This window comes from 'Chrysanthemum coronarium' phytoplasma (genome assembly GCF_000744065.1).
Lineage (GTDB): Bacteria > Bacillota_I > Bacilli_A > Acholeplasmatales > Acholeplasmataceae > Phytoplasma > Phytoplasma asteris.
Window position 1 is genome coordinate 1 of the sequence record NZ_BBIY01000048.1, and the last position, 6,017, is coordinate 6,017.

General features: G+C 22.4%; 6 protein-coding genes and 2 pseudogenes. All 8 read left to right on the forward strand.

What is annotated here, in order from left to right; all coding sequences use genetic code 11:
* Positions 1–881 precede the first annotated feature (881 nt).
* The 8 genes and pseudogenes from OYV_RS05645 to OYV_RS05365 all read left to right on the forward strand — a co-directional run bounded on the left by OYV_RS05645 (position 882) and on the right by OYV_RS05365 (position 5,123).
* Positions 882–1,610 (forward strand): annotated as a pseudogene (locus tag OYV_RS05645) (type I restriction endonuclease).
* A gap of 131 nt (positions 1,611–1,741) precedes the next feature.
* Complete coding sequence (locus OYV_RS05650) at positions 1,742–1,855, forward strand: DEAD/DEAH box helicase family protein (RefSeq protein ID WP_152550838.1); 114 nt, start codon at positions 1,742–1,744, stop codon at positions 1,853–1,855.
* 71 nt (positions 1,856–1,926) lie between these two features.
* Positions 1,927–2,721: a DEAD/DEAH box helicase family protein gene (locus OYV_RS02880; RefSeq protein ID WP_269077290.1), complete on the forward strand. Its 795-nt coding sequence runs from the start codon at positions 1,927–1,929 to the stop codon at positions 2,719–2,721.
* The gene (locus OYV_RS02885) at positions 2,690–3,058 is read left to right on the forward strand and encodes a type I restriction enzyme subunit R domain-containing protein (RefSeq protein ID WP_152550837.1); all 369 of its coding nucleotides are present in this window, start codon (positions 2,690–2,692) and stop codon (positions 3,056–3,058) included. The genes OYV_RS02880 and OYV_RS02885 overlap by 32 nt, the downstream gene beginning before the upstream one ends.
* 41 nt (positions 3,059–3,099) lie before the next feature.
* Complete coding sequence (locus OYV_RS04675) at positions 3,100–3,513, forward strand: type I restriction endonuclease subunit R, EcoR124 family (protein ID WP_236620272.1); 414 nt, start codon at positions 3,100–3,102, stop codon at positions 3,511–3,513.
* A 17-nt stretch (positions 3,514–3,530) separates the two neighbouring features.
* Positions 3,531–3,863: a hypothetical protein gene (locus OYV_RS02890; RefSeq protein WP_042068193.1), complete on the forward strand. Its 333-nt coding sequence runs from the start codon at positions 3,531–3,533 to the stop codon at positions 3,861–3,863.
* Positions 3,864–3,885: 22 nt separating this feature from the next.
* Entirely contained in the window at positions 3,886–4,167 is a 282-nt protein-coding gene (locus tag OYV_RS02895) for a type I restriction-modification system subunit M N-terminal domain-containing protein (protein ID WP_042068195.1), read from the forward strand.
* A gap of 236 nt (positions 4,168–4,403) precedes the next feature.
* Positions 4,404–5,123, forward strand: a pseudogene (locus tag OYV_RS05365) (HsdM family class I SAM-dependent methyltransferase).
* Positions 5,124–6,017: the final 894 nt, after the last annotated feature.

The window sequence follows — 6,017 nt, forward strand, 5'->3', positions numbered from 1 at the left end:
AAAAAAATCTCCTAAATATTATAACATATTATTAGATGAAAATAGAAGTTTATTTTGCAAATTTGCAAATGAATTATTTGTTTATTGTAATTAAAAATATTGATCTATTCTATGGTTAGAATACGATTAGATTGAATTAACTTTACATTTATTATTTTTGTATTTTTTTCCCTTTGCGTCATAATAAATAAGAGTTCCATCTTTCAATTCTTTTTTATTCATTTTGCCATTCTTTTTATAAAATTCTATTTGCCCATTTTTGCGGTTTATTTTTTCTATTGTCTCGCATTTTCTGAAAAATACTTTGTCGCCATTTTTATTTTCTATATCTCCATTGTTTTGAACAAAATATTTTTCACCATTTTGAGTATATATTTTTTCTATTTCTTTGGTTTTGCTAAAAACAATATACTCGATAACTGATTAAAATTATAAAAGCTATTTGTCTATAAATAAAATAATTAACATAATAAATAATAATCTAAAATAAACTAAATTGCTTATGACTTTATTATAACCCAAAAAATATCAAAATAATAATTTATAATCTTTTTAAAATAAAATTAATTCCCACCCATAAAGAAAAAATAAAAGCCAAAAAGAAATAAAAAGTGGTTAAAATAACGAATTATATTGTTGTTGTTGTTTTTTGATAAAATATAGTTAATAACGTTTATCAAGCGACGTTTAAATATTAAATATAAATCAAAGACCTAATATACAAAAGACAAATTATCTAATTATTTTTTTTCATTTTAAATATTTTCTAAAATAGTTAATGAGAGTGGAGAATTAACAAATATGTGTTTAAATAATAAAAAACAAAAAAATAAAAAGGAAGAGGCGATATTAAGAAAAAGCATTATTAACAAATTAAAAAAATGGGTTATGCAGAAGTTAGCATCAAAACACAAGAAAAATTAGAGGATAATTTTAAAAGAAAATTTATAGAATATAACAGTAGGTATGGTCCTGACACTTCTTTTCAAGAGAAGGGGAAGGAGGAGCTGAATAAATACTGGTTTTCTACAATTAATAGTGAATTGCTTACCAATGAAAAAATGGATGTTATCGACATTTATAAATATTTAAGAAAAGAAATAAAAATTCCAAAAAAAGACAAAAAAGACTATTTTTATTTTAATTTTTTTAATAAAGAAAATTGGTGTAAAAATATTTTTCAAGTAGCACAAAACGTTCCTGCTCAAAATTAATATAAAAACGAGTCAAAATCAGCTGAGTATGATATAGTTATAGTAATATTAATTAATGGCATACCGCTGGTATTAATAGAATTAAAAAAGAGAAGTTTGGATAAAGGGCTTGACAAAGCTTTTAAACAAGTAGAAGACTATTTCCCTAAATTAAAACAACAAGGTTTGTTTAAATGTATAGAACTTTTTATAATTTCAAATGGAACCGATACTCAATATTTTTCAAATCAAGACGCAGGAAAAAGCAAGAAATTAAATAAATTCCGTTTTGAATGGAGTGATGAAAACAATAATAAAAGAAATGAAATCATGGAATTTATTCCAGAATTTTTACAACGTTGCCATTTATCATTGCCATTTATCATTGTTTCTATTTTTCTTTTTGGTGCATCATGAAAAAAATCAAAAATTAATGGTTGCTAAACCTCATCAATTTCACGCTATAAAAAAAATTGTTGAATTCACAAAAAAGAAATAACTCAAGAAAGTCCTTTAAATGTTACAAATAACATTAAAAAAATAGTCATATTTGGCATACCACAGGTTCAGGTAAAACTTTAACTGCTTTTTTACTTTGTCGTTATTTGAAAAAATTTATATCCATTAATGAAACTCAAAAAAATATTATTGTTTTTTTATAGTTGACCGCATAGAACTAGATTTGCAAACTCTTCAAGAATTTAATAGTTTTGAAAAAGATTCAACTCAATAAATATTAAAGGCAGAAAATCTTAAAGAAATAATGCAAAATAAAAACAATGCTAGTGGAAAAATAATTGTAACGACTTTAAAAAAAATACATTCATTAATAAACAAATATAAAAATGAAAAAATGTTTTTTATCATAGATGAATGCCATAGATCGCAACAAGGAGAAATGCATGAAAATATGATTAAATATTTTTATGGATCTTATTTGTTTAGGTTTACAGGGACGCCTATTTTCGAAAAAAATAAACTTAGTAAAAATGCTAAAACAACAAAAGAACTTTTTAATAAATGTATACATGAATATCGTTTTTCCAATGCTCTAAAAGATAAATTTGTTATTGATTATAATGTGGAATATTATAGAAAAACAAAAAAAAATTTAACTTGTAAAGAAGAAGTAGTAAAAAAGATTCTAAATTCTTATCATGATTTAACACAAAATAAAAAATATAATGCCTTATTTGCTGTTTCTGATATTGATGATTTAATAGAATATTATAACATATTTAAAAACAAGGAAAATGAACATGATTTAAAAATAGCAGCTATTTGTTCTGAACATTTTAACTCTGAAAATGAAAAAAATGACGATAAAAGGGAGGCTTTTAAATCAATAAAAAGTGATTTTTATAAAAATTTTAGCAAAAAAACAAAAAATCAATTTGTAGATGATGAAACGCCTTTTGTTAATGAAAAAAGATATCATGAACAAATATTAGAAAAAATGAAAACTGATAATAAAAATCAAAAAAATAGATTTACTTTTGGTAGTCAACATGTTTTTAACTGGTTTTGATTCTCCTCTATTAAATACCTTATACTTAGACAAAGAGTTGAAATACCATAATTTAATCCAAGCATTTTCTAGAACAATTAGAAAACATGATAAAAGCAAAAAATATGGTAATATTTATTGTTTTCAAACGAAGAAAAAGGACAACGACCAAGCTTTATTATTTAATGAAGCAATGGGTTTATTTGATCCAGAACACACAATCAAAAAGAAAAAAAGTTATGAAGAATTAAAACTAGAATATAAAGATTACTTAAAACAAATAAGAAAATTAGCTCCTAATGTAAAATATATTGAAAAAAATATTATGGGTTATACAGAAAAAGAAAAAAATTCATAGATATTTTTGATAAATATTCTAAAATAAGAAATATTATTAGGATAAAAACAGAGTTTGAAGAAAAATATTTTAAAAATGAAATATACAAGGAAGAGTTCTTAGATTATAAAAACAAAAGAGATAAAATTAAATCAGGAACATCACAAAACACGTCGAATCCAAAAGATGAAATAAAACACGTTGGTAGCGCATTTATTAATTTAGATTATATAAACAAATTAATATCATCATTTGAAAAAACTGAACAAAAAATACATAAAAGCATTTCATCACAACAAAACAAAAATTTTAATAAAGAAAAAGAATTAGAAAATTTTAATAAAGAAATAAAAAATATTTTGGACGAAAATAATAATGATGTGACTAAAGAACAGCAAGAATTTTTTTTAAATAAAATTGAAGATGATAAAATTTTTTCTACAATAACACAAAATGCTCAACAAGGGGGGCTATAAGAAATATTTTATCTAATTTGTGGAAGAATTTTGTTAAAGATTTAATTAAAGAACAAGAAAGCAAAAGAGAAATAGAGGTAAAAAGCAAAGAATTTTGTTTTGAAAATAGTAAATATTTGGAAAAATTAATTAATGCTTATTTTGATTATAAAAAAAATGATCTGGGTTTTAAAGATTTTATTCTAAGAGAACATATCAGCAAAAATGAAAACCAAATAAAAGAATATATGGATAAAAATAAAGGGCAAAAGAGCGAAGTTTTGCCTTATCTTTATACATTTAAATTAAGAGATGAAATTTATAATTTTATTAAAGATTGGTGTAGTAATTATAACGATATCCAAAAATGACAAAATTAAGGAAAATTATAATATGAAAAATGACAAAAATCAAAATGTTCAAATTTGTAAACAAAAATTATGGAATTTGATTAATAACACTTTAAGAAATTCTGTGGATACAACTATTTTTAAAGATTATATTTTACCTCTTTTAAGTTTCCGTTATTTATCTATAAAATTTGAAAAAAATATTTGTAAAACTACAATATTGGGATCCTTGGAGAAATATAAACAAGCATGGGATAAATGGGATTCGAATGAACAATCAAGATTTAAAAACAATATAAAAGGTTTTTGTGGATTTCACATTTAACCTCAGTATTTATGGGCTAATTTAAATAATTCTATTAATCAAGATAATTTTAGTTTTGTTGCAATAGATAAAGTTTTAAAATCTATTGAGTCACATTGTTTTAAAGGATTATTTGAAAATTTTGATTTAACCGAAAAATCCAAATTAGGCAACGAGGAAGAAAAAAATACAAAATTAAAAACCCTATTACAGGCATCGACAATATTTTTTCAGGTAATGAATTTTGTGAAGATGCAATGGGTGAAATTTATATGTATTTAATTGAAACATTTGTTAGCGATAACATTACTAAAAAACAAAAATCTGGAGAATTTTTTACACCACCCTCTGTTTCTGAACTTTTATCACAAATCATTTGTCATAAAACAAAAAATAAAAATATTACAAAAATATATGATCCTTGTTGTGGTAGAGGATCTTTACTTTTAAAAATTATAAATCATATAAATAATAATAAATATTTTAGCGGTCAAAAATACAAAAATGATATACCTTATTATAATTTAAAGATTGAAAATGGGGATACTTTATTATTCCCACATCAAAGCCATTTAGAATAAAAATACAACATTATCATCGCTAATACTCCTTTTGGCACTCCATGGTATACCGATAATAAAGAAAAAAATAAAGAAAATTGCGACAGATTTTATTTAAAAGGCAAATCAATTCCTAAAAAAAGAGGAGAACTAGCTTTTCTAATGCATATGTTACATCTCTTAGAAGAAGATGGCACTTTAGGTGTTATTTTACCATCTGGAGTTTTATGCGCTTCTACACCCAGAGTAATAGAATTTAGAAAATTTTTAGTAGAAAATCAATATATTGATACAATTATACAATTACCCCTAAATATTTTCCCTTATGTATCTGAAACAACCATTACTTATATTTTAATTATACAAAAATGTGTAGAAAATCAAAAACATCAAATTCGTTTTATTGATGCATCATAAATGCATGAAAGAATTAAAAGTGGTATTTCTCTAAGACAATTAGGCAAAAAAAATATTAAAGATATAATGGAAATGGTGTCAAAAAATAAAAAAATGACAAAATGTCAATAGCAAATATAGAGCAAATATAGAGCAAATTAGAAAAAATAATTATGTTTTAACCACAAACTTATATTGTTCAAATCACTTACAAGAAAACAAAGAGGTAAATATAAAAAATATTGCGATTTTCAAAAGAGAAATAGAATTATTAGAAACTAAAAAAAATAATTTATCTCAAAAAATACAACAAATAGAAAAAGAGATTGAATTATTTTTCGAAAATTCTAAAGAAAGAAAAGAAACAGCAATTAAAGATATAATACAAGAAATAACAAAAACAAATAAAGATAGCTTCCCTTATTATATTTGTAGTCTAGATTGTAAAAAAAGGTTTGATTTTAAGAGATAATAACAAACAATTTAAAAAAACATTAAAAATTATAGAATAGCATATCCCAACAATATTGTTATGAACAACAGAGATTTCTTAAAACATAAATAAATTGCTTATAATATTTATAATAAACCAGTATTGATTTCTAATATTTATTCAGTTTTTGAAGTTAAAGAGGGGTTTGATGCTAATTTTATATTGAATTTTTTAAAAAATTCTTAAGGGATTTTTGTAGGCAATTACTGAGTTTTTTTCAAAATGTTGTTTCTTTTAAAAAAAATCTTTTTCTTATTACCTATATTATAACATTAATAATTTCAATAATTTAAAGTTTTTTTTAAGTTTTTATAATTTATAAATAATTTTATTTATTTTTTTACAACAACAAAAGCCGTCCAATAATTAGGACAGCAAAATTAATTAAAAATATTTAATTTAAACTAATTTAATCAAATTAA

What these genes read in the sequence shown, in the direction of transcription:
- OYV_RS02895 (WP_042068195.1), top strand. Translation starts at nt 3,886, where the DNA reads ATGAAAAATGACAAAAATCAAAATGTTCAAATTTGTAAACAAAAATTA.